The organism is Desulfobacter sp. (assembly GCF_050177295.1).
Genome location: NZ_JBFXHE010000014.1, coordinates 1 through 22,376 on the forward strand (window position 1 = coordinate 1; position 22,376 = coordinate 22,376).

The following is a 22,376-nucleotide window of genomic DNA, read 5'->3' on the forward strand; positions in this document are numbered from 1 at the left end:
TCGGTACGGTGTGGGGCATCATGAGCACCTTCCAGGGGATCGGGCTATCAGGCTCTGCCAGTCTTGCCGTTGTGGCTCCCGGCATTTCCGAGGCCTTGGTCGCCACTGCAGCCGGCCTTTCCGTGGCCATTCCATCGGTTATTGCATATAATTATTTTAATGACCGAATACGGGTGATGAATTCAGAACTTCAAAGTTTCTCTTCAGATCTGTTGAATATTATTGAACGGGATGTTTTTAGAAAGCTGGAGGCGTAGATGCAGCTTGGATCAGGAAATGACTCCATGATGTCAGAAATTAACGTGACACCCTTTGTGGATGTCATGCTGGTTTTACTGATAATTTTTATGGTCACGGCACCCATGATGGTTCAGGGCGTAGACGTTGATTTGCCCACGGCAACCTCCCAATCATTGCCTACGGATGAGCAGAATCTGATTGTCTCCATTGATGCTGATATGAAAGTGTATATCAACGAGCAGGAGGTCAGTGCTGCCTTCCTGGCAGAAAAGCTTGAAGCGGTCATGGAGAATCTTGATAAGAAAAATGTTTACCTCAAGGCAGATAAAAAAGTGCCCTATGGGGTGGTGGTCAATGTCATGTCCCAGATTAAAAAAGCCGGTGTCACAAGCCTGGGTATGATTACTCTGCCCGAGGATGAAAAACAGGCGGGTTAATGGCGTAAAATGAATATCCGGTTTCAAATTGAAAACAAGCGAAGATCTGCCAGCGCGCCTAAAGATACTGAACCGAAAGTTTTTTTTCTGGTTTGCCTCTTATCAATGCTTTGCCATGCGCTTTTTTTTATCAGCTTGTTTTTTCTATATGATTTTGAGTTTTCCGCACCCAAGCCCAAAGTCGTTACTGTGAATCTGGTTACATTTGCTCCGGGGCCTGCCAGTGCCCAAACTCCGGAAAAACCTCCCGGTCCGCCTGATGAACCTGCGTCTGATAACGGCAACAAGGTGAATATAGATGCTGTTTCACAAATTCCATCCCAACCTGCTGAACCTGCTGAACCTGCTGAAGCTGCTGAAGCTGCTGAAGCTGCTGAACCCGCTGAACCCGCTGAACCCGCTGAACCCGCTGAACCCGCTGAACCGGAAATCCAGATACTCAAGCCCGAGGTCAGTCTGAAGTCAAAACCCGATAATCTCAAAGATCTGATCGCAGCCAGAGAAAAGGAAGAACCAAAGGAAGAATCTCCAAAAGAAAAACCTGTGGTAGAGAAAAAAAAGGAAGAAGAGAAAGCCAGGAAAAAATTAGAACAAGATCTGGCAAAGGCCAAAAAAGAAAAGGCTGAGAAAGAAAAAGCAGAGAAAGAAAAGGCCAAAAAAGAAAAGGCTGAGAAACTTGAAAAGCAAAGACAGGCCCAGGCCCAGGCCCAGTTCAACAAGGCCCTGGAACGGATGAAGGCCTCGGTCGCCTCAAAGGAAAGTGGTGGCCAGGGCACAAATTCCGGCCGCAATGGAGCAGGTGGTAGTGGCGGTGGCGGCGGTGGCGGCGGTGGCGGCGTCGGAGAAGCCGGTCCTTTGACGCTGTATCAGATGGTTATCAAGTCTGCCATTGAACAGAACTGGATTTTCAATGATGCCATGGCCGGACTTAATAAAGACCTTGAAGTCAGAATTTTTATAAAAATATTAAAAAGCGGTGATATCCGGGATATTTCATTTGAAACCCGGTCTGGAAACAATTATCTGGATGAATCTGCTAAAAAGGCCGTACAAAGGGCAAATCCTCTGCCGGAACTGCCCAAGGGAATGTCCTCCTATGAACTGGTACTTGGATTTTCCCCCCGGGGCCTTAATTAGCCTTAATATAAACAGGTGGTCAAATGAAACAAAACAAATATTTGCATGTGCTGTACAAGACAGTCCGGATATGGGCCATTATTGTTCTTCTGTCTGTCCAGGCCCTGGCAAAGGATTACGATTATATTAGTATTTCAAATCCCTTTTTAAACAAAACGCCTACTGCGGTGACTTCGTTTAAGGCTTTCAGCGGCCATCAGGCGGAGGTGGCTGCAGGCGTTCAGGCTGAACAGATTCTGAAGGCAGGACTTGATTTCACAGGATATCTGAAAATCATGGATCCAACGGCTTTTTTATCCAACCCTGCGGAATCAGGCATTCAACTGGGGCAGATTAATTTCAAGGATTGGACAGGCATCGGGGCTGAACTTCTGGTTACGGCTGGCATAGAAGAGAGTAACGGCCAGGTCAAACTGCAGCTTCGCCTCATGGATACCTTTAATACAAAGCTTCTGGTGGGAAAAGTATATAGCGGGCCGGCCACTCAGATCAGGGCCATGATTCACAGGTTCTGTGCGGAAGTGGCCAAAGCATTGACCGGAAATTTTGGGGTTTTCGGATCAAAAATTGCCTTTGTTTCCACAGTCAATGGGAATAAAGAGGTCTTTTCCTGCGATTTTGACGGATTTAATCCCCGGCAGATTACCAACCATAATAGTATTTCATTGTCTCCGGCCTGGTCCAATGACGGCCAGTGGCTGGCCTATGTCTCCTATGCCAAGGGTAAGCCTGATATTTTCATAAAAAATCTTAAGGACAACCTGGGCGCTATTGTTAATTATAAAGGCATTAATATTTCTCCGGACTGGATGCCCGGAAAGCCTAATCTTGCCGCAACCCTAAGCTTTTCAGGGAATCAGGAAATATATTTGTTGACCCGGAAAGGAGAAATTATTAAAAGAGTTACCAAGAGTTGGGGATCCAATGTGTCGCCTAAATTTTCTCCAGACGGCAGGAAGATCGCCTTTACCTCATCCCGGTCCGGCAATCCGCAGATTTATATTCAGGGGCTGGATTCGGAAGAGGCCCAGCGCATCACGTTTGCCGGAAAATATAATACCAGCCCGGCATGGTCCCCGGACGGAAAAAAGATTGCTTATGTGGGGATTGAAAAAAATAAAATTAATATTTTTGTGATATCTGTTGATCCGCATATCGGTCCTCCGGTACAGTTGACCGCAGGGCAGGGCGATAACGAAGATCCCTGCTGGTCTCCTGACGGCAGCTTGATTGCCTTTAAATCCACCAGGAACGGCGGAAGGGCTCATCTGTTCGTCATGACCGCAGCCGGTACAGATCAACGGCAGCTTCTTTCCATGTCCGGGGTCCAGAGTGAACCAGACTGGTCAGATGATGCAGGTTTTGTAGTTGAGTAGGAAAAATAAGTTAGAAACATAAATCAAAAAAAAAAGGAGCAGTTCGATGAAAAGACAAGTATTGATGAATTTGGTGATGGTAGTACTGGTTGCAGGACTTTTGACCATGGTCTCTTGTTCAAAACCGAAGGTCGCTGATCCTGGTGACGTAAACCAGGGACAAGAAATGGGGGAGACAGATGCGGAAAGAGCTGCCCGTCTTGAGGCTGAAAGGATCAGAGCCCAGCAGCTGGAAGAAGAGCGGCAGGCCCAGGCCCGGCTTGCAGAAGCCAGGTCCAATTTCCTGAATCAGAACATTTTATTTGACTATGACAGTGCTGAGCTTTCAAGCGAAGCCAAGGATCTGCTGCGGGAAAAAGCGGATTGGCTGCAGGCCAACTCTTCTGAGACTGTGATGATTGAAGGCCATTGTGACGAACGTGGTACCACGGTTTATAACTTGGCTCTAGGGGAAAGACGCGCTGCCGCAGCCAGAAATTATCTTGTGGATTTAGGCGTTTCAGCCAGTCGTCTGGGCACGGTCAGCTATGGAGAAGAAAAACCTCTGGATCCGGCATCCACAGAAGAGGCTTATCGCATGAACAGGCGTGCACAGTTTGTGATCAGGTAATAAAGATACAGGGAGCTAACCCTTTTTCAGGGTTAGCTCCCTTGTGTGCGTTTTGAGTTTTGAAGGGTACAGGCGGGAATGTCTGCCTGTACCATATCCCATTTAACTATTTTCGGATTTCATATCATAATGAACCCTTTGCGTTTTTATCCCTGCCTTGCAGCCATCGTTTTTCTATCGGGTTGTGTGGCACCCAATCAGTTTGAGGCACTGGAGACCCGGGTGGCGGTCATCGAACAGGATAACAGCCGCCGGAATGCGCTTGATCAGACCAATACCAGTGATTTTGGGCATCTTAAACAACAGGTGGACGAATTTTCCAAAACCACCCGGGAAGATTATGCTGAGGTAAAGTATGATATTCAGCAGCTCAAGGACGACTTTCATGGAATTCAGGCTCAGCTCGAAGAGATGAGCTACAAGTTCGGCATGAATGGACAGGAAAGTCAGGAAAGCCTGGAAAAAAGGCTGGAGCGTCTGGACAATGCCATCTCCAGAAATTATGAAAAGGTGATTGCCCTGGAAAAATATATGGGGTTTGAGCCCACCGTCTCAGGATCGCCCGGACAAAAAAATGATCATATGTCCAGTCAGAAGCAGGATACCGAGGACGGTTTATACGCCTATGCAAAAAAACTGCTTGACCAGAGTGACCTGGAAAACGCAAGGGTCCAGTTTGAAAATTTTATCAGCAAATTCCCGGATTCTAAAAATGCGGACAATGCAAGATTCTGGATTGCCGATTCTTATTATGCTGAGAAATGGTACGAAAAGGCCATTTTGGAATACCAGAAAGTACTTGAGAATTATCCCAATTCAAATAAAAATGCATCAGCCCGGCTTAAGCAGGGATATGCATTTGCAGCCCTTGGTGAAAAGGCCAATGCCAGACTGATTCTCAACGAGCTGATCACACGGTATCCTAATTCCCAGGAAGCCAAATATGCCAAGGAAAAACTTAAAAATATTTAGAAATATCAACTGATTGCGTTGTCCCTGGTTATGAAAATTATAGGCATTGACCCCGGCCTTGCCGGAACCGGCCTTGGGGTTATTGAGGGGCAGGGCCGTCATATTGCCGGATATTCCTTTGGCAGCATCTCCACAGATGCCGGTGAATCCACACCGGTCAGGCTGGACCAAATTTACCGTAAAGCCAAATCCTTTCTACTTGAACAGCAGCCGGATCTTGTCGTTATTGAAGACATTTACTCCCTTGAAAAATACCCGGGATCGGCTATTATGTTGGGCAAAGTTTCAGGTGTGCTGATTTTAGCGGCTTTCAAGGCGGGTGTGCAGATTCGCGAGGTGGCTGTCAGGGAAGTTAAGAAGGTGATTTCAGGCAACGGCAGTGCAGATAAGTATCAGGTAGAACGTGCTGTGCGCCATGTATTAAATCACCATGAACCCATTCGTCCTTTTCATGCTTCGGATGCCCTGGGAATGGCATTGACCGGACTTTTCCGGTATGGAGGGCACTAAGTAAATACAAGGATTTAAATATGATCGCATATCTTGAGGGAAAGATTCTTCGCGAGGAGGCGGATGGCATTATCCTGCTGGCCGGTCATATCGGTTATGAGATCCTTTTGGACACCATTACCCTGTCCAGGTGTATGGATAAATCCCAGGCCAATGAAACAATTGAGCTGTATATTTATTACCATGTCACAGAGCGGCAGCCCAAACCCGTACTCATCGGGTTTCTGACCCCGGATGACAAGGAATTCTTTCAGTTGTTCATCACCGTGGCCGCCATCGGGCCCATGAAGGCGATAAAGGCGTTGACAAAACCGGTGTCCCAGGTGGCCAGAGCCATTGAAGACCGTGATACTGCCTTTTTGTCACAATTGGCAGGTATCGGAAAAAGAACAGCAGAAAAAATTGTCGCTACCCTGAACGGAAAGGTCCTGGCTTTTGCTGCGGCCAAAAGACCTGATCCGGATGCTGCGTCAACGGATTCACAGGATTTTGTGCCCGAAGAAAAGCAGACTATGGTCAAACAGGTGGCTGAGGTACTCACTGAACAGCTTGGACACTCTGCGTCATCGGCAAGAAGAATGATCAGACAAGTCCTTGAAAAGAATCCAGGCATCAGTTCCCCGGAAGACCTGTTTGACGAAATTTATCAGGAGACCAGATGACGGCAGGCGGGGACATTTTAAGCTATAGTTCAGATAAAAAGGGCGTGGTTTCAGAAAAGCTGAAAATCGAAGATCATTCCCAGGAGATTGTTTCCCTTCGTCCCGGGTGTTTTGATGATTATGTAGGACAGGCAGCCGCTGTGGAAACCCTCAAGATTGCCATCCAGGCGGCAAAAATGCGCCGGGAACCTTTAGATCATATCCTGTTGCACGGCCCCCCCGGGCTCGGGAAAACAACGGTGTCCTACATTATTGCAAATGAAATGGGGAAAGACCTGACCGTTACCTCTGGCCCAACTCTGGAAAAAGGCGGGGACCTTGTGGGTATTCTAACCAATCTGGGGGAGGGTGATATCCTTTTTGTGGACGAAATTCATAGGATTCCCAAAGTGGTGGAGGAGTTCCTTTATCCTGCCATGGAGGATTTTGCCGTGGATTTTGTTTTTGACAAGGGAATTCATGCCCGGAGTCACAGGTACCGGCTTAAACAGTTTGTGCTCATCGGGGCCACCACACGGGTGGGTCTTTTATCCGCGCCGCTACGGGACCGGTTTGGTATATTTCGCACCCTTGATTTTTATTCTGTTGAAGAGTTGACGGTTATTATTCAGCGGTCGGCCCTGCTTTTGAAAACCCGTATAACAGATGACGGTGCTTTGGAACTTGCTAACAGATCACGTGGAACGCCTAGGATTGCCAACAGGCTTCTTAAACGAGTCAGGGATTATGCAATGGTCAGGCACCAGGGGCTTATGACGGCTAAAGGCGTCCGGGATGCCTTGTATCTGGAAGGCATTGATGACCTTGGTCTGACACCTTTGGACCGCAATTATCTTGAAACTATTATTCGGTTTTACAACGGCGGACCAGTGGGAATAGAAGCCATTGCAGCTACCTTGCAGGAGGAGACTGACACCCTAGTGGATGTGGTGGAGCCCTATTTATTGAAAATCGGCCTTGTGCTGCGCACTTCCAGCGGTAGAAAAGCCTCGGAAAATGCATATCGGCATTTGAATTTGGAAAATGAGAGTAAATGATCAGCAAAACGAAATTAACAATCCCCATGGCCATAGTGATTCTGTCTGTCTGTCTGGTATGGTTTTACCCGGGGACGGCCCCTGCGGCATCCGTGCCGGGTGCTTTAATCCGGATACCTGACAATGGAAATGCCATTATCGTAGAGAAAAAAAACCAGATGCTTTATGTCTACTCTGGAAAAAAGGGCCTTGGCACCCCGGTGTTCCAGTCACCTTGTTCCACAGGCGCAAATCCGGGGCCCAAAACCCGGGTCGGTGATAAAAGAACCCCGGAAGGTGTGTATTTTTTAAAGGATGAATTTGAGGACCGTTACCTGGCACCGGTATACGGGGAAAAAGCCTTTCCGTCAGACTATCCCAATTTTTTGGATCTGCGCCATGGCAAGCAGGGATCGGCCATATGGATTCACGGAACAGACAAGACGTTGAAGCCCATGGATTCAAACGGGTGCGTTGCCCTGGAAAATAAAAATATCATTGCTCTGTCCGATTACATTGACCTGGATGCCACGCCCTTAATTATTGTTGGACAGATTGATTATACATCCATTGATACGCAGACACAGATCCGGGAGAAGATTGCCGGGTTTCTTGAACAATGGGCCAAGGCACTGGCTGCGAAAAGTTATCATGCATATTTAGCGTTTTATGACCAGACCTATCTTCCGGATATTTCATGGTGGGAAGCGTGGCTTAAGCTCCGGGATAAGGTAGAGGAACAATACCCCGAAGGGCTGAAAATTGTGCTGGAGAATGAAGGTATCTATGCACAGGGTGGCGTTGTTGTTGTTCTCTGTGACATGAGCATTTTCCGAAATGCCGGAAGTAAAATCTACCTTGGGAAACGGCAGTTTTTCATTCGTCAGGGGGCTGCCGCCCCCCGTATCATAGGAGATATTTTCCAGGCAAAAGACAAAGCCTTTGATTCTGGTGAGCCACCGCTGCTGGCAGCCTCAAGAATGTTTTTCAAAGATCGGTCAACAGACCGGTCAAAAGATCCGAGGACGGATGTCACGCCTGCCGGAGCCGCAAGGTCAAAAAATCTGTCAAAAGATCGGTCAACAGATAAACTGGTGGTTAAAACAGTTCAACAGTGGATGGCGGCCTGGTCTTCAAAAAATATGGATAAATATGCACAATTTTATGCTGGTGATTTTGTATGTGACGGCATGGGAAAGGCCGCATGGGTGACACGCAAAAAAAAAATTGCCCGAAAATATGATTATATTTCGGTTACCGGTAAAAATTTTAAGGCGTTGCCCACTAAAGACGGGTATTGGGTCAGCTTTGTTCAATATTATAAGTCCAGCGGGCTTTCAAGCCAGGGAAGAAAACAGCTTAAACTTGTTAAACGGGATGGAGAATGGAAGATATTTCGAGAGAACTGGAAAGAGAAATAGCCAGAATAAAACCTGCGCCGCATAAAATGCGCAAGGAAAAGAGTATCCTGATCATTAATGATTTTGGTGAAATGAGATCCGGGGATTTTCTGAAAGTTCTTGTTTGTTTTTTTCTGGTAATCAGCATGGCAGGTGTCTTTTGTACGATTGTTTTTTATCGGCTTTATTTCAGCGCGAACAATCAGAATGTTCAATTAAAGAGTTCCCGGGACGTGCTTGAAAAAAAAGTAGATCGTTTGACCAGTGAAAAAGAGCTTCTCATGGCCCGGCTGGTCATGACGGGTAACACAGCTGAACTTGAAACATTGACCCGTTCCGGAAAGATTGGTCAGGTTCTCCCCAAGAAAGAAAAGCGTCCAGGCATGAAGGAAAAAAAGGATGGCGTTGAATCTTTGGTAGATGCAATGCCTGATTCGGAAAATGCCAAAGATGAGCGTGTTGGGCCGGATGACAAAAATTCGGCACCAAGCCGTGCCAAGCCCGGTGACGGCGATGACGGGCCCCTAAGTCAATTACAGGACGGGTTGCCTAATGTAAGTGTTGAATCGTTTTCCCTTTCCCCGGGCAGTAATGCCCGGGATGTTGTTATTCGGTTTAATATCAGAAACACCACACAAAGTTCCACAGAGATATCCGGCCGGATTTTTTGTGTTCTCAAATCCAAAGGTGCCGCACCTGACAAGTGGGTGGTTATACCCAAAGCCTCGATGATGAAAGGTGGTGTTCCCGGTCCTTACAACCAAGGGCATTATTATTCCATTTCCCGTTTTAAACCTGTTCGGTTTACCATCACCACCCCGAAACTGCTGCCGGATTTTGCCGAGGCTTCCGTATTTATATTTGACGAAAAGGAAAAACTGTTATCTAAAACCACCTTTGAAATTGGAAAAAATAAGCCGGATTGATACGGATTTTCAAATTTTAAGTGCATTGCAAGGAGACAGCCGTTGTGAGAAAAAATACCAAGAATTTAAGCATCATTGATAAGGAACTCAAGATTGACGGCTCCATAGAAAGTTGTGGAAAACTGATCATCAAAGGACAGGTGACGGGTACAATTGATGGGGATGTTGTAGTTATTGCCCAGGACGGCGAGGTCAACTCAACTTTGACAAAAGTGGCCAGTCTGACCATTGGCGGAAGTTTTGAAGGCGAGTTGATCGCCTCAAAGGAATTGATCATTTTGGCCACAGGCTCCTGTTCAGGAAAAGTTGTATGTCAGGATCTGATTGTGGAAAACGGTGGGGTGCTTAATGCGGATGTAACCTGTAAGACATCCAGCAAAATGGAACCTGCCAAGAAAGAGAAATCGTTTTTTTCAAAAGGCGGGAAACCAGGGCAGAAAGAGGAAAAACAGATAGAATTATAAAAATGCTTGACTTTAAAAACGAAATTATATAGGTATATTAGATTGCGTTTATTTAGAGGAGCATGGAGAACATTGAAAAAATATACATACAGTGCAAAAAGATCTGACAATAAAGAGAACTGGTGCGTCATTGATGCAAAAGACCAGGTACTTGGGCGGCTTGCTTCCCAGATAGCGTATAGAATCCGGGGTAAACATAACACGCTTTTCACCCCTCATGTGGACACGGGCGACTGGGTGATTGTTGTCAATGCGGATAAGGTTCGTCTGACCGGAAATAAAATGGGACAGAAAACCTATTATCGCCATTCCGGTTATATCGGAGGAATCACAGCCCAGACGGTTAAAGAGATGCTTGAGAAAAAACCTGAAGATCTTTTAAGAAAGGCTGTTCGAGGAATGCTTCCGAAGAACAGACTGGGCCGAAAGCTTGGAAAAAAATTATTTGTTTATGCAGGCGATCAGCATCCCCATGCTGCACAGAAGCCCCAGGTTGTCGAATTCTAATACATAAGGACATGATACGATCAATGGAAAGTGCAAATCAATTTTATGCGACCGGTAAACGGAAAAATTCTGTGGCCAAAGTGTGGCTTATGCCCGGTACAGGAAAAATTGTTGTTAATGACAGAGAATTGGATGAGTATTTTGATATCCCGGTAAAGAGGAATGTGTTGACTTCTCCTCTAATTCTGACTGATAAAAGTGATGCCTTTGATATTAAAATTACAGTGATGGGCGGTGGTTTTTCCGGCCAGGCAGGTGCTATTCGGCAAGGCGTTTCCAAGGCCCTTGTTTTATCTGATCCGGATCTGCGTGGTGTTCTGAAATCTGCAGGTTTTCTTACCAGGGACGCCAGACAGAAAGAGCGTAAAAAATACGGCCAAAAGGGAGCAAGAGCCAGCTTCCAATTCTCAAAGAGATAGATATACCAGCGTTTTTTACGTATTCAAAACATCATATTTAGAATATCAAAGGGGAGCAAACTTACATTTGCTCCCCTTTTGGGTTTCAACATATTGGATGGGTCCATTATATAATCAATGCAGACACTTCTATTTTATGATATCGAAACATCCGGGCTGAATCCGGCCTTTGACCAGGTGCTGACCTTTGCATGTATTCGTACGGATCTGTCTTTAAATGAAATCGCCAGGGACGATATTGTCATCCGCCTCAGGGATGATGTTGTGCCCTCTCCAGGAGCGTTTCTTACGCATGGACTTGAGGCCCAAATACTTGAGGCCGGTATCAGTGAATATCGTGCAGCCTTGAAAATTCATTCTCTTTTGAATACGCCGCAGACCATCAGTATAGGGTACAATTCCCTTGGATTTGATGACGAATTCTTACGTTTCCTTTTTTATCGGAATCTGCTGGATCCGTATACGCATCAGTTTGCCAACGGGTGTGGCCGGATGGATATGCTGCCGGTCACATTGATATATTATCTTTTCTGCACCCATGCACTTTCATGGCCTGTGCTGGAAAATGGACAGGCAACCATGAAGCTTGAACACTTGACCCGGCAAAACAAGTTTAAAACTTCGGGCAGGGCCCATGAAGCCATGAGTGATGTTGAGTCTGTTGTCGATCTTGCAAAGGCGTTTTCAAAACACGGGGAAATCTGGTCGTATATCCAGGGATTCTTTGACAAAAACGCTGATCTTAAGCGCATGAACAGTCTTCAAATCTCAAAATTGTCCAAGGCGTACGGAATGGATGTAGCCCTTATGGTATCAGTCTCATTTGGTGCAGACTGCAACTATATGGCCCCTGTTGTTTATGTGGGTGGGTCTGTCCCTTATAAAAATCAAAGCCTGTGGGTTCGTCTGGATAAGGAAGGGCTGTTTGATCAGACAGATGAGACCCTTGGGGTATATCATCTTATTACAATACGGAAAAAACCGGGTGACCAGTTGTTCATTCTTCCTGTTCTGGATCGTTTCTGGGAGAAACTTTCACCTACATCACGTACGGTGTGCATACTGAATCTGGATTTCATCAAACAAAACATGTCCGGTTTTGAAAAAACAGCCGACTTTCACCGGAATTTCGAATATCCCCAGGTGCCTGATATAGATCTTGATGCAGATTTGTATCAGGGTGGTTTCTTCTCATCTCAGGATAAAAAAGAGATTGCGATTTTTCATAAAACAGAAGAAAAAAAGAGATATCAGATTACCCAAAGCTTTCAAAGTAACAGGGTACGGATGCTGGCCCAGAGAATCCTTGTGCGAAATTTCAATGAAAAGCCGGGGTGTGCGCCTGAGTTCCACGCGCATCTAAAACGGCTTTTGGGAATTGATCCGGATAAACCTATCAAAGGATATAAGGAGGATGTCAAACGGACCTGTGCCAAGGCGCTTGCGGAGATTGAAAAGATTGAAGCAGAAGCAATACAATCCTTTGATTCCAGTCAGAAAAATTTGTTAAAGGGGCTTAAATCGCACATCCAAAGGCAATCAGCCTTTTTTGCTGATGCGTTTTAATTCCTCTATCTGAGCAGCATGGATGAACTTGTTTAGCACCTCTTCATTTTCCCGGGTGATATTTGTGATCTTCAGGCCGATCAATGTATGGGTTTCTGAATAATTCTTGTTTATTCGCGCAACCTGAAGTTTAACGGGAAAGGCTACTATCGCCCCGGGCTGATCACGGTCCACTAAAGCAAGCCCCATGATTATTTCGATACCGGGTTTCAGCGCAGCAGATAAGAGTGTGTTACGTTTCTCTTTTTTTTCAAGTATGACAATGCTTAAACCTGAAAAAGAGATATCCTTTATTTTAAAATCACCCGGGGTCCGATATTTTTGGTTGTTGTAGACCAGCTTGGCCCTTACCGCATATCTTCCGGCCATGGAAATCCTGAACGCGGACCGTATATTGATTTCAATGGCCGGCAATTGGTATTGAACTACAATCGCTTTTACCGGGGTGCCGTTGGCCATGGGATAGTTGCTGATAAACTGGATTGGCCTGCAACTAATCCCAATTCGTATACGACGCTGCTCAATATAAATAAGCGTTGTCAGATGAAGCTGTTCAAAAGGTGTATTTCGGGTTACAGGAACTATAGGCTGGGCAATGGTGATGATCTGTTTTTTAAAATCGGCATCATAAATAATGGAAGATTTTGAAATGGGAGAATCGGTATTCATGTTCAATACCAGTTCTACTCCCACCGAAGGGAAAAATATCTTTTTGACGTCAAATTCCATGCCCGATAATCCAATCAGGCAGTATTGATTCCCGTCAATACTGCCTGAATAATAGTATGCTGGTAAAAGAAATTATTTAACAGCGTCTTTAAGCGCCTTACCGGGTACGAATTTGGGCACATTTCTAGCAGGGATATTGATTTCTTTTCCGGTCTGGGGGTTTCTGCCTTTTCTTTCTTTTCTTTCAGCGGTTTTAAATGTGCCAAAACCCACCAGAGTAACAGAGTCATTAGCAGCCAGCGCATCAGTGATTGTCTGAATCATACAGTCAACAGCTGCCTGAGCATCTTTTTTACTGCTGAGAACTTCTGAAACTTTGTTAATTAAATCGCCTTTGTTCATCGTGCCACTCCTTTTTTGGGGTTTTTTTAGGAAAAAATTTAAGTTGAAAATATAGTTTAATGAAAATATTTTTCATTCAGCTTTTTGGGGTACGGTACGTCGTTGAGCCGGGCGTGTCAAGTCTTTATTACGTTTTTTTAAAAAATCGTTGCCAGTTTTTTTTCGACAGCATAGAATGTTTGTAAACAGGAGGAAAAAATGGATGTAGCGCTTGTTAATCCTTTCATTGAAGGAACTTTACACATTCTTGACACCACTGCGTTAGTGAAAGTAAAACCAGAGCCCCCTTTTGTAAAAGAAAACACGGTTCATCATGGCGATATTTCAGGGTTTTTGACAGTTGAGGGGGATCTGGAAGCAACGGTTGCGATTTCTTTTACTGAAAAAAGTATATTAGGCATCGTGTCTGCCATGTTTGGCGAGGAACTAACCGAAATTAATGAAGAAATTACAGATGCCGTGGGAGAGATCAGCAACATGGTTGCCGGGCATGTGACAACAAAAATTGGGGAACTGGGAAAAAAAGTAAAAGTTAAATTCGTAAAAGTTGTGACAGGTCGAAATGAAGAGATTTTACATACCGCAGCCGGCAGGCATGTTGTCGGTATCCCCTTTCGTACAACCAAGGGCAAGGTGTTGCTTGAAGTCTGTTATTCGGATCAAAGCTCATGATTAAAATTTTGTGCATCTGTGATGCGGACGCTTAAACTAATTAAGAAAATCAATATACCACCGAATTATTGACTCCCCCCAGAAAACGTAGAGAAGAGCGCCCAATGAAAGAAACGGGCCAAAGGGAATTTTGGCCTGCCTTTTTCCGGATTTTCCTGCCAGAGCCATGGCAGCTGCCCCGCCAAGGGTGCCGAAGACTGAACCTGTAAATAGTGTGAAAAAGACCCCTTTTACGCCTGTGGCCGCACCAATCATGGCTAAAAGTTTGATGTCTCCGCCCCCCATACCCTGGCGCTTGCGAAGAAAATAATAGAAAAGGGCCACAAAATATAAAATGCCGCCGCCTGCTAGGACGCCCCATACCACAGAATAAAAGCGCATTTGAGGTACAAAAAGGCAGGATGTGGAAAAAATGACAATCCCGGGAAGGGACAACTTATCCGGGATGATTTGGTGATCCAGATCAATAAAAGAGATGGCAATGAGTACCGCGCCGAATATAAAATAGAAAAGTGCGGCCGGCGTCAGCCCGAATTTGAAAAAAAGCCCCAGGGCCAATAATCCTGTGACCAGCTCCACCAAAGGGTAGCGTATGGAAATGGGCGCTTTGCAAAATCTGCATTTACCCTTGAGTAGAAGAAAGCTTATTATCGGGAGATTGCAATAAATCGGAATCGAATGATTGCAGGCAGGACAGTGGGAAGGCGGCAATGCAATGGATTGGCCTTCCGGCATCCGGTGGATCACCACGTTGAGGAAACTGCCGATGCAAGCACCGAAAATAAAGGACATAACAGCAATAAAAATGGATAGCTGGAACATAACACTCCTTAGACAATGACCAATAGGTTATAGTGGACCTGGGATGCTTGACTGTATTCTGATATGATTAAACCAACTATCCAATGATAAAAATATTTTTTCAAGGATATTGTAAAAATATTTTTCTGTTATATTGTAAAAACAATTTTTTCTATGAAAGGGTCTAATGTTCTTTCACTATGTACCCGGGTTATTATACCCGGTAAAAGAACGCAGGAACGGCCCATGGCCGTAATCAAGGAGCATAAATGGCAGAAGCAGATATTGATGATCTGATTGAAATAATTGAAAAAGAAGGTAATGTCGAAGACATTCCAACGGTAATTCCCATGATTCCGGTCAGGGATGTGGTGGTCTTTATAGACATGCTGCTTCCCTTATTTGTTGGACGGGAGAAATCCATTAAGGCCATTGAGGAGTGCGTGGAATTTGACCGGTATGTTTTTTTGTCGGTCCAGAAAGACTCAGAAATGGAAAAGCCAGGGCCGGCGGATGTCTATGATATCGGTACCATTGCCCGGGTCCAGAAGATGATTAAAATGCCGGACGGCAGGATCAAAGCCCTGGTCCAGGGGATTTCCAAAGCAAAACTCATTGAATTCGTTCAAAAGCGTTCTTTTTTTAAGGTCAGGGTGGAGACTGTTTCTGATATTGAACCTGATTCCCTTGATATAGAAATTGAAGCCCTGATGCGCAACGTCAAGGAAAACAGTGAAAAGCTTTTAGCACTTAAGGGCGAGTTTTCAGGTGACGTGGGCGATCTTTTATCCCATATTGACTCCCCTGGTAAACTTGCAGACCTGGTGGCCTCTAATCTCAACCTAAAGGTGGAGGATGCCCAGAGCATTCTGGAAACCATGGATACCGTTGAGCGTTTAACCCGGGTCAATGACCTTTTGGCCCGGGAGCTAGATCTGTCAACAGTTCAGGCTAAAATTCAGACCCATGTCAAAGATGAAATTTCAAAAAATCAGAGGGATTATTATCTTCGGGAGCAGGTCAAGGCCATCCATAGAGAACTCGGGGAAAATGATGACAAACTTGCCGAAATTGTTGACTTCAAAGAAAAAATAAAAAAATGCAAACTGCCGGAAGAGTGTGAAAAAGAGGCCCTGAAACAGTTGACCCGTCTGGACCAGATGCATTTTGATTCTTCCGAGGCCTCAGTGGTCAGAACCTATCTAGATTGTATTGTGGAACTGCCTTGGAGCAAAACCACCAAGGATTTTTTAGATATAAAAAAAGCCGAAGAGGTTTTAGACCAGAACCATTACGGACTGGACAAGGCCAAGGAACGAATTCTTGAATATTTAAGTGTTCGTAAGCTCAATCCTAATAAAAAGGGTCAGATTATCTGTTTTGTCGGTCCTCCGGGGGTGGGCAAGACCTCACTTGGCCGTGCCATTGCCAAAGCAATGAAACGTAAGTTCCACCGGGTCTCTTTGGGTGGTATCCGTGATGAGGCAGAGATCAGGGGACACCGCAGAACATATATCGGTGCCATGCCTGGAAGAATTTTGCAGGGTCTTCGTCAATGCGGCACTAGAAATCCGGTTTTTATGCTGGATGAGATTGACAAACTGGGAAATGATTTCAGAGGTGATCCTTCATCAGCACTTCTGGAGGCCTTGGACCCTGAACAGAACTTCGAGTTTTCCGACCATTACCTGAATATGCCCTTTGATCTGTCAGATGTGTTATTTGTTCTGACAGCAAATATGGCTGACACTATTCCTTCAGCCCTGCTTGACAGGATGGAGTTGATCCATATTTCCGGATATACCCGCCAGGAAAAGGTAGTGATTGCGAAACAGCATCTTTTGCCGAGAAAACTCAAAGATAATGGTTTGACGCGCCGTGCCATTAATTTTAGCCCAAATGCCATGGAGTCCATAGTTTCGGAATACACTTTGGAAGCAGGGCTCAGGGAGCTTGAGCGTAAGCTGGATTCGGTGTGCAGAAAAATAGCCCGCCAGATCGCGGAGGGCCAAAAGGGGCGGTTTTCCGTTACCTGCCAGAATTTAACCAAATACCTTGGCCCGCCTCAATATATTAATGAAATGGATCAGGAAGAAAGTCAGGTTGGTTTGGCCACGGGGCTTGCCTGGACAGAAGTGGGTGGTGAGCATCTGTATATTGAAACGTCGTTGTTTCCTGGCAAAGGAGAGTTGCAACTCACCGGGCAGATCGGTGAGGTTATGCAGGAATCTGCAAGGGCCGCATTGACGTACACCAAGGCCAATCAGGAAGCCCTGGGAATAGATAAGGACGCCTTTGATGCCAACGACATTCATATCCACGTACCCGCCGGTGCCATCCCCAAGGATGGTCCTTCGGCCGGTATTGCCATTGCAACAGCCTTGGTGTCGGCGTTTACCGGTAAAAAGGTGAATAATAAGGTAGGTATGACCGGTGAAATTTCTTTGCGGGGCAGGGTGCTGCCCATAGGAGGCCTTAAGGAGAAAGCATTAGGGGCTTTAAGGGCTGGAATTAAGACAGTGATTATTCCGGAGAAAAATAAAAAGGATCTCCATGATATCCCAAAATCTGTGAAAGCCAAGCTGACATTCATCTGTGTGAAGGATGTCAGGGAGGTTCTGGATCTCGCCCTGGAAGCGGAATAATGTACCTTTTTGCCCTGAGCACGGCAGAGCAGGGCGCAAGCATGGCCCTGTTTGAAGATAATACCCTTGTTTTTGAGTCCAGCCTGTTCAGCCGGCAGACCCATTCAAAAGGACTTTTGCCCATGATTGAGCAGGCTGTTAAAAGTCGGACAGGGGTGGACATTGACCGGATAGACGGATTCATTGCAGCCAGGGGACCCGGCAGCTTTACCGGGCTTCGCATCGGCATCAGCATGGTTAAGGGGATGGCCAGGGCTGTATCGAAACCCTGTGCAGGGGTTTCAAGTCTTGACGGTATTGCGTTCAGATTCTGTCATTCACAAAAGCCTGTGTGCGTGATGATGGATGCCAAGCGCAAAGAAGTGTATTCTGCCGTATATCAGTTCCACCATGGTAAGCTTATTCAAAAAGGCCCGGAAATGGTATGTCCGCCGGAGACAGCCATTGACCAGGCCGGCGCCGGCGCACTGTTTGTCGGGTCAGGATCAAAGGTATACTGCAAAAGCATTTGCAGCCGAACCCATGACAAGGCCGTACTTTCTCACCCATCCATGGATGGGGTAAGCGCCTGTGCTCTGGTGATGTCTGCAATGTCTGATAACGGCGGGTTTGATTTTGAGAATCATCCCCTGAACCCGGTTTATCATAGAAAATCCGATGCGCAGATCCATTTCGATGGGAAAACAGGCGCTTGACAATATATTCAGATACTTGATATAAACGTTAGGTTTTGGTGATTTAGGTAGGGATATGGACAATTCTAAATGGCCGGCAAAGGTAGTGCTTCCCATTGCCATGCCAGGCGTTAAATATGTTGTTGCAGCCATTCTTGTTACGGTGATGTTTTTTTATTTGGGGTGCCTGAAAACAGGGGGGCTGGCGTTGCTGGTCACTTTCTTTATCACTTGGTTTTTCAGAGATCCTGAACGTATGATACCGGAAGACGGTGATTTTCTGGTCTCTCCGGCAGACGGGAAGGTGATTGTTGTAGAGCGCATTACCCGGTGTGAATACATGGATGGACCCTGCCAGAAGATCAGTATTTTCATGAATGTCTTCAATGTCCATGTCAACCGTATCCCTTTTAGCGGTATGATTGAAAAGGTTCAATATCATCCGGGTAAATTTGTAAACGCATCTTTTGATAAAGCAAGTGTTCACAATGAACGCAATGCACTGGTAATAAGAACGGACAATGGCTGTCGTTATGTCTGTGTCCAGATTGCAGGACTCATTGCACGGCGTATTGTCAACTGCGTGAAAATCAATGAGCAGGTTCACAAAGGCGACCGGTATGGTATGATACAGTTTGGATCCCGTTTGGACCTTTATCTGCCCATGGGCTTTGAAATACTTGTTAACCCCGGAGACAAAACAAGTGCCGGAAGCAGTATTATCGGCCGTATGTGCTGATTAAAAAATAAAAATATGGAGTAGATTTTAAATTTTGGACCAGATACCTGTAACAAAGCAAGGTTTTTCGGCCTTGAAAAAAGAACTGGAAAAATTAAAAACCGTGGACCGTCCTGAGATAATCAAAGCCATTGAGGTGGCCAGGGCCCATGGAGACCTGTCTGAGAATGCTGAATACCATGCTGCAAAGGAGCGTCAGTCTTTTATTGAAGGCAGGATCGGTGAGCTTTCATATAAGATCGGAAACGCCAAAGTAATTGATCCCGCCACTGTGGCCAAGGATGTGATACGTTTTGCCAGCCGTGTTCTTGTGGAGAATCTGGATACCGAAGAAGAAAAGGAATACATGATTGTCGGTGAGGATGAGGCTGATATTAAAAAAGGCAAAATTTCTGCATCTTCTCCCCTTGGTTCAGCCCTGATCGGGAAAACACCGGGCGAAGAGGCCGTTGTCCAGGCACCGGGTGGAAAACGGGTTTATGAGGTTGTTGATATTCTTTGATTTATTGTTGTTTTATCTGAATTTTTATAGATTGCAGTAAATCTTAGTAAAATTTTAGAAAGGAAAGTGATGTGGCACGTGTAACAATTGAAGATTGTTTGAAAAATGTGGATAACCGATTCACCCTTGTACATCTGGCAGCTAAACGGGTCCGTCAGGTCAGGGAAGGGGCTGACTTTCTTGTACCATCCTCGAAAAACGAAGATGTGGTAACCGTTCTGCGTGAAATTGCCGCGAACCGGATTGTTGTTAAAAAAGATACCGAGTTTGACGATAAATAAGCTGGTTTGGGTAAAAGGCTGACAAAACGTTTGATGCATCTGCTGATTATATTTTAAATATATCATGATGATTGATATCCAGAACCAGCCGGATTTTCGGAACATCCCCATTGATAAAGTCGGCATCAAGGGGCTTAAATACCCGGTGACTGTCCGGGATAAAGCCAATGGTTCCCAATCCACAGTCGCTGAAATCAACATGTATGTGGATTTACCCCATCAGTGCAAAGGCACCCATATGAGCCGCTTTGTGGAATTGCTGCATACAGTTAATACGTCGGTGTCTCTTGATTCTCTGACCAGCATTCTGGAAGATATGAAAACCTCGCTTGGGGCAAAGTCTGCACACATTGAAATCTCTTTTCCCTATTTTATCGAAAAAACATCTCCTTGCACCCAATCCAAGGGTCTGATGGACTATAATTGCGCGATCATTGGCTCTTCCAATGGCCGGAAAAAAGCAGACCTCGTGTTAAAAGTGGCGGTTCCTATCACCTCTGTATGCCCCTGCTCCAAAGAAATTTCAGAATATGGTGCCCACAATCAGAGGGGAGAGGTGCTTGTTTCGGCCCGGTTTCATAAATTTATCTGGATTGAAGAGATTGTCAATCTGGTTGAACAGGCGGCATCCTGCGATATCTATTCCGTGCTGAAACGTGCAGATGAAAAATATGTCACGGAAAAAGCTTACGATAATCCAAAATTTGTCGAAGACATTGTAAGGGATGTGGCCAAGGCTCTTATCGAAGATCCCAACATCACCTGGTTTTCCGTGAGTGCAGAAAATTTTGAATCCATTCATAATCACAGCGCCTATGCCTATATAGAGCATTCAAGGGGTTAAATTATGGCTGGCTGGCCTTTGAAACCTTTTCCTTCAGCAAAGCCCTGATGGTGTCATATCCGGTGCTGGTCTGATTCAGCATGATCACAAAGGGATAAAGCCGGTTATCTTCTCCAAGGAAAAAGCCTGCACGGCTTCTGACATCCGACAGCGTACCGGTTTTATAAAATTCATTCCCATCCCTTCTTAGAAATTCATACCAAGGCATAAATGAAATAAGAATATCCCTCATCTGGGCAGGCGTCACCTGGTTGCGCCGGGACAGGCCTGAGCCCTCAATAATCGAGACGCCCCTTAAACCTAGCGTTTCTTCTGCAAATGCATTCAGTGCAGATCTTCCTTTTTCAAGGGTGGCTGGCGGGCCGAATGTCCGGGCACCCATGGTCAGCATGAGCTGGTTGGCAATAAAGTTGTTTGAAAATTTGAGCAATTTTTTAACAATATCTGCCAGACTAAAGGAAGATGTATATACAATGCAGTCTTTATCAGATCCGGCAAATACACCTTTCTGGACAGTGCCTGTTATTTTTATTCCTGATTCCTTTAAAAAATAGTGCATCAGTATGCCCGGATAATCCTGCCGAAGTTCATAAGACAGAAGAATCCTGTCTGTTTTTCTTGATCCGGGAGTAATCTGCTGTGCCAGAATGTCTGGGAACGGGGTTTGCTTTTCAGCAGAAATATATTGTTTGTTCTGGCTGTTCCATTTCAAAAAAATTGTGTTAAAATTAGCACATAGCGCCCCATTTGTGGCATCATAAGGATTGGCAGAGGAACCGGCACCGGGAATTGTAATCAGGGGCGTAAAATAGGTCTGATCCACAATGATATTTCGGATAACAGCGGATGAGAAACGGCCTTCAGAGACCTGTTTGAAAAGATGGCTTGAAATTCGATGCGCAAACTTGGTTATTTCCTCGGAGATAAATAAAGGATCTCCAAATCCTTTCAGGTAAAGGTTTAATGTTGTTTTGTCGTAATAGGCCAATGTCTGGAAGTGGAAATTCGGACCGAAGGTCCTGATTGCCGCAAGGCTGGTCAGTATTTTCAAGGTTGATGCAGGAATTAAAGGTTTATCCGGATTTTTTGCGTAAATGGTTCTGCCCTGATCATCGGACAAAATAATACCCGATGATTGGGCACAAACATGCAACGATGTGAAAATGGTCAGAAAAAGACCCAAAATAGTCAGGCAAAGATATAATTGAATTTTATTTTTCATGGTATTAAAATAAAAACTATTGAAAGAAGAGGAAAAAATTGTCAAGAAATTTTTTGATTTTAAACCGGCGGCGCAATGATTCCCACTGATCCGGAAAGCTTAACGGGCTGAAAAGAACCCGGGCTTTATAAGGAAATCCTTTGTTTTTGTCATTATACGGCGAAATAAATAAGGCAACAGGCACCTGAACACAGCCTTCATAACTGATAATGGTATCATAGTTCAGGGTCTTTACCGATTTTAGCCCCTTTTGCTCTAACAATTGAATAAATGCATTTTGTTTTGCTTTGGCCTCAATGGTCTGGGCCGCTTCCTGGGGCAGGGCCGGGATAATGCCGGATACCGGAAAATAAGAAAAAGTTGCCGCTCTGAAATCCTCATGTGCCGGCACCATTGTCAGTTTTCCGTCGGTGATTCGCTGGCTGGAACTTTTAAGATCAAATCGAATGTAATAGGTGGCAATCCCTTCAAGATGACCGGCAGACAGAGGTTTTAAGGATATTAAAACCAAAAGAATTCCTGCCGTGAGAAGCCAGCCTCTTTTTTTTATGGGATAAGGTACGAATTTTGAATAAATTTTTGAATAAGTTTTTGAATAAGTTTTCAAACTGGATTGCATTGAGTTGTCCGTTTTAACCGTGGGTTGTCGGCTTTATTTTAACTGCAAACGTCGAAACATTGAT

General features: G+C 45.2%; 27 protein-coding genes. 22 read left to right on the plus strand and 5 right to left on the minus strand.

Annotated elements, in window-relative coordinates; all coding sequences use genetic code 11:
* The 15 genes from AB7U36_RS02355 to AB7U36_RS02425 all read left to right on the plus strand — a co-directional run.
* A partial coding sequence (locus AB7U36_RS02355) for a MotA/TolQ/ExbB proton channel family protein (protein WP_428158203.1) occupies positions 1-257 on the plus strand: 257 nt, incomplete at its 5' end.
* Positions 258-677 carry a protein TolR gene (gene tolR, locus AB7U36_RS02360; protein WP_428158204.1) on the plus strand — a complete coding sequence of 140 codons (420 nt, stop codon included), beginning with the start codon at positions 258-260 and terminating at the stop codon, positions 675-677.
* 9 nt (positions 678-686) lie between these two features.
* Positions 687-1,814 (plus strand): cell envelope integrity protein TolA, encoded by a 1,128-nt coding sequence (tolA, locus tag AB7U36_RS02365; protein ID WP_428158205.1) that lies wholly within the window; start codon positions 687-689, stop codon positions 1,812-1,814.
* Positions 1,815-1,837: 23 nt separating this feature from the next.
* A complete protein-coding gene (gene tolB, locus AB7U36_RS02370) occupies positions 1,838-3,190 on the plus strand; it encodes a Tol-Pal system beta propeller repeat protein TolB (RefSeq protein WP_428158206.1) in 1,353 nt (450 codons plus the stop codon).
* A 46-nt stretch (positions 3,191-3,236) separates the two neighbouring features.
* Entirely contained in the window at positions 3,237-3,800 is a 564-nt protein-coding gene (pal, locus tag AB7U36_RS02375) for a peptidoglycan-associated lipoprotein Pal (protein WP_428158207.1), read from the plus strand.
* Between the two features lie 78 nt (positions 3,801-3,878).
* Entirely contained in the window at positions 3,879-4,772 is an 894-nt protein-coding gene (ybgF, locus tag AB7U36_RS02380; protein ID WP_428158208.1) for a tol-pal system protein YbgF, read from the plus strand.
* 30 nt (positions 4,773-4,802) lie between these two features.
* On the plus strand, positions 4,803-5,282 hold the full coding sequence (locus AB7U36_RS02385) for a crossover junction endodeoxyribonuclease RuvC (protein WP_428158209.1): 480 nt from the start codon (positions 4,803-4,805) through the stop codon (positions 5,280-5,282).
* Positions 5,283-5,302: 20 nt separating this feature from the next.
* On the plus strand, positions 5,303-5,944 hold the full coding sequence (gene ruvA / locus AB7U36_RS02390) for a Holliday junction branch migration protein RuvA (protein WP_428158210.1): 642 nt from the start codon (positions 5,303-5,305) through the stop codon (positions 5,942-5,944).
* Positions 5,941-6,981, plus strand: a complete 1,041-nt coding sequence (ruvB, locus tag AB7U36_RS02395) for a Holliday junction branch migration DNA helicase RuvB (protein WP_428158211.1) — start codon at positions 5,941-5,943, stop codon at positions 6,979-6,981. Before ruvA ends, ruvB begins: the two co-directional genes overlap by 4 nt.
* Positions 6,978-8,381, plus strand: a complete 1,404-nt coding sequence (locus AB7U36_RS02400; protein WP_428158212.1) for a L,D-transpeptidase Cds6 family protein — start codon at positions 6,978-6,980, stop codon at positions 8,379-8,381. The genes ruvB and AB7U36_RS02400 overlap by 4 nt, the downstream gene beginning before the upstream one ends.
* On the plus strand, positions 8,345-9,286 hold the full coding sequence (locus AB7U36_RS02405; RefSeq protein ID WP_428158213.1) for a hypothetical protein: 942 nt from the start codon (positions 8,345-8,347) through the stop codon (positions 9,284-9,286). Before AB7U36_RS02400 ends, AB7U36_RS02405 begins: the two co-directional genes overlap by 37 nt.
* A 44-nt stretch (positions 9,287-9,330) precedes the next feature.
* Complete coding sequence (locus AB7U36_RS02410; protein ID WP_428158214.1) at positions 9,331-9,750, plus strand: bactofilin family protein; 420 nt, start codon at positions 9,331-9,333, stop codon at positions 9,748-9,750.
* A 72-nt stretch (positions 9,751-9,822) separates the two neighbouring features.
* Positions 9,823-10,257: a 50S ribosomal protein L13 gene (gene rplM, locus AB7U36_RS02415; RefSeq protein ID WP_428158215.1), complete on the plus strand. Its 435-nt coding sequence runs from the start codon at positions 9,823-9,825 to the stop codon at positions 10,255-10,257.
* A gap of 23 nt (positions 10,258-10,280) precedes the next feature.
* Positions 10,281-10,676, plus strand: coding sequence for a 30S ribosomal protein S9 (rpsI, locus tag AB7U36_RS02420; RefSeq protein WP_428158216.1), 396 nt, complete (start codon positions 10,281-10,283; stop codon positions 10,674-10,676).
* A 117-nt stretch (positions 10,677-10,793) separates the two neighbouring features.
* Positions 10,794-12,242: an exonuclease domain-containing protein gene (locus AB7U36_RS02425; protein WP_428158217.1), complete on the plus strand. Its 1,449-nt coding sequence runs from the start codon at positions 10,794-10,796 to the stop codon at positions 12,240-12,242.
* Here the strand turns inward: AB7U36_RS02425 and AB7U36_RS02430 are convergent.
* Positions 12,216-12,971: a PilZ domain-containing protein gene (locus AB7U36_RS02430; RefSeq protein WP_428158218.1), complete on the minus strand. Its 756-nt coding sequence runs from the start codon at positions 12,969-12,971 to the stop codon at positions 12,216-12,218. The two genes, AB7U36_RS02425 and AB7U36_RS02430, sit on opposite strands and share 27 nt — an antisense overlap.
* 72 nt (positions 12,972-13,043) lie before the next feature.
* Positions 13,044-13,313: an HU family DNA-binding protein gene (locus AB7U36_RS02435; protein WP_428158219.1), complete on the minus strand. Its 270-nt coding sequence runs from the start codon at positions 13,311-13,313 to the stop codon at positions 13,044-13,046.
* A 198-nt stretch (positions 13,314-13,511) separates the two neighbouring features.
* On the opposite strand from AB7U36_RS02435, the gene AB7U36_RS02440 reads away from it, so the two are divergent.
* A complete protein-coding gene (locus tag AB7U36_RS02440; RefSeq protein WP_428158220.1) occupies positions 13,512-13,985 on the plus strand; it encodes a chemotaxis protein CheX in 474 nt (157 codons plus the stop codon).
* 36 nt (positions 13,986-14,021) lie between these two features.
* Here AB7U36_RS02440 and AB7U36_RS02445 read toward each other — a convergent pair whose 3' ends face one another.
* Positions 14,022-14,807 carry a prepilin peptidase gene (locus tag AB7U36_RS02445; protein ID WP_428158221.1) on the minus strand — a complete coding sequence of 262 codons (786 nt, stop codon included), beginning with the start codon at positions 14,805-14,807 and terminating at the stop codon, positions 14,022-14,024.
* A gap of 248 nt (positions 14,808-15,055) precedes the next feature.
* Between AB7U36_RS02445 and lon the strand changes: the two genes are divergently transcribed.
* The 6 genes from lon to folE2 all read left to right on the plus strand — a co-directional run bounded on the left by lon (position 15,056) and on the right by folE2 (position 20,471).
* Positions 15,056-17,431: an endopeptidase La gene (lon, locus tag AB7U36_RS02450; RefSeq protein WP_428158222.1), complete on the plus strand. Its 2,376-nt coding sequence runs from the start codon at positions 15,056-15,058 to the stop codon at positions 17,429-17,431.
* Positions 17,431-18,126 (plus strand): tRNA (adenosine(37)-N6)-threonylcarbamoyltransferase complex dimerization subunit type 1 TsaB, encoded by a 696-nt coding sequence (gene tsaB, locus AB7U36_RS02455; RefSeq protein ID WP_428158223.1) that lies wholly within the window; start codon positions 17,431-17,433, stop codon positions 18,124-18,126. Before lon ends, tsaB begins: the two co-directional genes overlap by 1 nt.
* Positions 18,127-18,181: 55 nt before the next feature.
* Positions 18,182-18,844 (plus strand): phosphatidylserine decarboxylase family protein, encoded by a 663-nt coding sequence (locus AB7U36_RS02460; RefSeq protein ID WP_428158224.1) that lies wholly within the window; start codon positions 18,182-18,184, stop codon positions 18,842-18,844.
* 34 nt (positions 18,845-18,878) lie between these two features.
* Positions 18,879-19,346 carry a transcription elongation factor GreA gene (gene greA / locus AB7U36_RS02465; RefSeq protein WP_428158225.1) on the plus strand — a complete coding sequence of 156 codons (468 nt, stop codon included), beginning with the start codon at positions 18,879-18,881 and terminating at the stop codon, positions 19,344-19,346.
* A 71-nt stretch (positions 19,347-19,417) separates the two neighbouring features.
* Complete coding sequence (gene rpoZ / locus AB7U36_RS02470; protein ID WP_428158226.1) at positions 19,418-19,627, plus strand: DNA-directed RNA polymerase subunit omega; 210 nt, start codon at positions 19,418-19,420, stop codon at positions 19,625-19,627.
* 64 nt (positions 19,628-19,691) lie between these two features.
* On the plus strand, positions 19,692-20,471 hold the full coding sequence (gene folE2, locus AB7U36_RS02475) for a GTP cyclohydrolase FolE2 (RefSeq protein ID WP_428158227.1): 780 nt from the start codon (positions 19,692-19,694) through the stop codon (positions 20,469-20,471).
* A 1-nt stretch (position 20,472) separates the two neighbouring features.
* Here the strand turns inward: folE2 and AB7U36_RS02480 are convergent, their stop codons facing one another.
* Together AB7U36_RS02480 and AB7U36_RS02485 are read right to left on the minus strand one after the other, a co-directional pair.
* Complete coding sequence (locus AB7U36_RS02480) at positions 20,473-21,693, minus strand: D-alanyl-D-alanine carboxypeptidase/D-alanyl-D-alanine-endopeptidase (protein WP_428158228.1); 1,221 nt, start codon at positions 21,691-21,693, stop codon at positions 20,473-20,475.
* Between the two features lie 16 nt (positions 21,694-21,709).
* Positions 21,710-22,204 (minus strand): hypothetical protein, encoded by a 495-nt coding sequence (locus AB7U36_RS02485; protein WP_428158229.1) that lies wholly within the window; start codon positions 22,202-22,204, stop codon positions 21,710-21,712.
* Positions 22,205-22,376 lie beyond the last annotated feature (172 nt).

Excerpts from the sequence above, each read along its gene's own strand:
- ybgF (WP_428158208.1), top strand. The coding sequence starts at position 3,879 with ATGTCTGCCTGTACCATATCCCATTTAACTATTTTCGGATTTCATATC.
- ruvA (WP_428158210.1), top strand. The coding sequence starts at position 5,303 with ATGATCGCATATCTTGAGGGAAAGATTCTTCGCGAGGAGGCGGATGGC.
- lon (WP_428158222.1), top strand. The coding sequence starts at position 15,056 with ATGGCAGAAGCAGATATTGATGATCTGATTGAAATAATTGAAAAAGAA.
- AB7U36_RS02385 (WP_428158209.1), top strand. The coding sequence starts at position 4,803 with ATGAAAATTATAGGCATTGACCCCGGCCTTGCCGGAACCGGCCTTGGG.
- ruvB (WP_428158211.1), top strand. The coding sequence starts at position 5,941 with ATGACGGCAGGCGGGGACATTTTAAGCTATAGTTCAGATAAAAAGGGC.
- tolR (WP_428158204.1), top strand. The coding sequence starts at position 258 with ATGCAGCTTGGATCAGGAAATGACTCCATGATGTCAGAAATTAACGTG.
- AB7U36_RS02480 (WP_428158228.1), bottom strand. The coding sequence starts at position 21,693 with ATGAAAAATAAAATTCAATTATATCTTTGCCTGACTATTTTGGGTCTT.
- pal (WP_428158207.1), top strand. The coding sequence starts at position 3,237 with ATGAAAAGACAAGTATTGATGAATTTGGTGATGGTAGTACTGGTTGCA.
- AB7U36_RS02425 (WP_428158217.1), top strand. The coding sequence starts at position 10,794 with ATGCAGACACTTCTATTTTATGATATCGAAACATCCGGGCTGAATCCG.
- AB7U36_RS02400 (WP_428158212.1), top strand. The coding sequence starts at position 6,978 with ATGATCAGCAAAACGAAATTAACAATCCCCATGGCCATAGTGATTCTG.
- AB7U36_RS02430 (WP_428158218.1), bottom strand. The coding sequence starts at position 12,971 with ATGGAATTTGACGTCAAAAAGATATTTTTCCCTTCGGTGGGAGTAGAA.
- tolA (WP_428158205.1), top strand. The coding sequence starts at position 687 with ATGAATATCCGGTTTCAAATTGAAAACAAGCGAAGATCTGCCAGCGCG.
- folE2 (WP_428158227.1), top strand. The coding sequence starts at position 19,692 with ATGATGATTGATATCCAGAACCAGCCGGATTTTCGGAACATCCCCATT.
- AB7U36_RS02435 (WP_428158219.1), bottom strand. The coding sequence starts at position 13,313 with ATGAACAAAGGCGATTTAATTAACAAAGTTTCAGAAGTTCTCAGCAGT.
- tolB (WP_428158206.1), top strand. The coding sequence starts at position 1,838 with ATGAAACAAAACAAATATTTGCATGTGCTGTACAAGACAGTCCGGATA.
- tsaB (WP_428158223.1), top strand. The coding sequence starts at position 17,431 with ATGTACCTTTTTGCCCTGAGCACGGCAGAGCAGGGCGCAAGCATGGCC.
- AB7U36_RS02445 (WP_428158221.1), bottom strand. The coding sequence starts at position 14,807 with ATGTTCCAGCTATCCATTTTTATTGCTGTTATGTCCTTTATTTTCGGT.
- AB7U36_RS02440 (WP_428158220.1), top strand. The coding sequence starts at position 13,512 with ATGGATGTAGCGCTTGTTAATCCTTTCATTGAAGGAACTTTACACATT.
- AB7U36_RS02460 (WP_428158224.1), top strand. The coding sequence starts at position 18,182 with ATGGACAATTCTAAATGGCCGGCAAAGGTAGTGCTTCCCATTGCCATG.
- AB7U36_RS02405 (WP_428158213.1), top strand. The coding sequence starts at position 8,345 with ATGGAAGATATTTCGAGAGAACTGGAAAGAGAAATAGCCAGAATAAAA.
- rpsI (WP_428158216.1), top strand. The coding sequence starts at position 10,281 with ATGGAAAGTGCAAATCAATTTTATGCGACCGGTAAACGGAAAAATTCT.